General features: G+C 65.8%; 4 protein-coding genes. 3 read left to right on the top strand and 1 reads right to left on the bottom strand.

Translation table 11 applies throughout. From position 1 onward, the window contains the following. From D3273_RS27725 to D3273_RS28955, 3 genes are all read left to right on the top strand, one after another. Window positions 1–90 (top strand): MucR family transcriptional regulator (locus tag D3273_RS27725; RefSeq protein ID WP_207210936.1); only part of this gene is annotated, 90 nt, incomplete at its 5' end. A gap of 14 nt (window positions 91–104) precedes the next feature. Beyond that, window positions 105–545, top strand: a complete 441-nt coding sequence (locus tag D3273_RS27720; protein WP_165359761.1) for a helix-turn-helix domain-containing protein — start codon at window positions 105–107, stop codon at window positions 543–545. A 50-nt stretch (window positions 546–595) separates the two neighbouring features. Then, complete coding sequence (locus D3273_RS28955; RefSeq protein ID WP_207210935.1) at window positions 596–1015, top strand: hypothetical protein; 420 nt, start codon at window positions 596–598, stop codon at window positions 1013–1015. A gap of 27 nt (window positions 1016–1042) precedes the next feature. On the opposite strand, the gene D3273_RS28630 is transcribed toward D3273_RS28955, so the two are convergent. After that, the gene (locus tag D3273_RS28630) at window positions 1043–1204 is read right to left on the bottom strand and encodes a hypothetical protein (RefSeq protein ID WP_165359760.1); all 162 of its coding nucleotides are present in this window, start codon (window positions 1202–1204) and stop codon (window positions 1043–1045) included. Window positions 1205–1347 lie beyond the last annotated feature (143 nt).

Raw genomic sequence — 1347 nt, 5'->3', positions numbered from 1 at the left:
GACTACCCCATGGTGGCGCCCGGCTATTCGGCCCGCCGGTCCGAACTGGCGAAGAGCATCGGGCTCGGCAGCCTGCGGAAAAAGGGCTGATGCGGGTACCTCGCATGCCGAAGGACGCGACGGGCGGTCCGCCTTCCGCCGCGCCCAAGCGGACCAAACGCACTGGACGCAATCCCGAGTTCGAGGTCGCCCTCGGCGCCCGCATCCGGGCAGCCCGCATCGCCGCTCGCATCAGTCAGACCGACCTTGGCGTCACCGTAGGTATCAGCTACCAACAGGTGCAGAAATATGAGAGTGGCGTCGATCGCATTGCGGCCAGCACCTTACAGGGGCTCGCCGCGGCTTTGGGCGTGCATCCCGGGTCATTCTTCGACGGTGAGGTACCTGTGCCGTCCGGCAACATCCCTCAGGTGAGAATGGCTATGCGGATCGCCGAAGCCGTTCAGCAAGTCCGCGACCCTCTCGTGACCAGGCGCCTACTGTCGTTCGTCGAGGCACTGGCAGAGGCGAAACACCCCACGATTGACAGCGACGAAACTACCTGATGCGCCGTCCCCACGTCTACGAGCGGACAGCGCCCCGTTCACGGCGAGACGTGGAGCAGGAGAGCAGCGCCGATTATGGGCCTGCGGCGCGTGCCGCTCTCGCCGTCCTTCCAGCGCTGTTGCGGGAAGCCGAGGCGGCCGGCGCCGTCGCCCTCGCGCGCTATCTCGGGCAGGCGCTCACCGAGGCCGAGGGGATCGTGAGGCGGGGTGACAAACGCCGCGATGAACCTGAAGGGCGACAGCACGTTGCCCCGGGCATTTCGGATTTGAAAGGACGCAAAATGGCGAAGACGAAGAAGCTCGCGAAATTCACGATCACTGAGGCCGGCGAGGACTTCAAGCTTCATATCGAGGACGAGGCTGGCCACGTGCTGGAGCTGGTCGCTACGCGAGATCAGGTCGACGTGATCGACGACGCCCTGGAAGAGCTTCTGGAGAAGGGCGGCTCGGCCGACCAGGTCGAGGGCTAAAACGTCGGCGAAGGCCTACGGGCTTCCCTACCTCCACCCGCGCTTCTTCGGCGCCGGCTTGGCGTAGGGAGCCGGCGACACGCCGGGCCTCTCCGCCTCAGGCTCGCGGGTCGCAGGCACTTCGGCCTTCTCTGCCCGCTTCGGCTTGCCCGCATCGTCGGGCTCGATGTCCACGAACTTGATCGCCATGGCCACGTCTGCCTTGATACCTCTTCCGCTCCTGACATAGGGCGTGTGACCGACGAGGGCAGGCCAGATCATGTGCGGACGGTTCTCGCAGCGCTACACCTGGTCCGAAGTCCACGCCTTCCTCGACGTGATCGGCGCGCCGA

Source organism: Lichenibacterium minor (genome assembly GCF_004137685.1).
GTDB lineage: Bacteria > Pseudomonadota > Alphaproteobacteria > Rhizobiales > Beijerinckiaceae > Lichenihabitans > Lichenihabitans minor.
The sequence above is the reverse complement of the archived record's forward strand: the minus strand, read 5'-3'. Positions and strand labels throughout refer to the sequence as shown.

Coding starts and splice junctions, on each gene's coding strand:
- D3273_RS27720 (WP_165359761.1), top strand. CDS start 105: ATGCCGAAGGACGCGACGGGCGGTCCGCCTTCCGCCGCGCCCAAGCGG.
- D3273_RS28630 (WP_165359760.1), bottom strand. CDS start 1,204: ATGGCGATCAAGTTCGTGGACATCGAGCCCGACGATGCGGGCAAGCCG.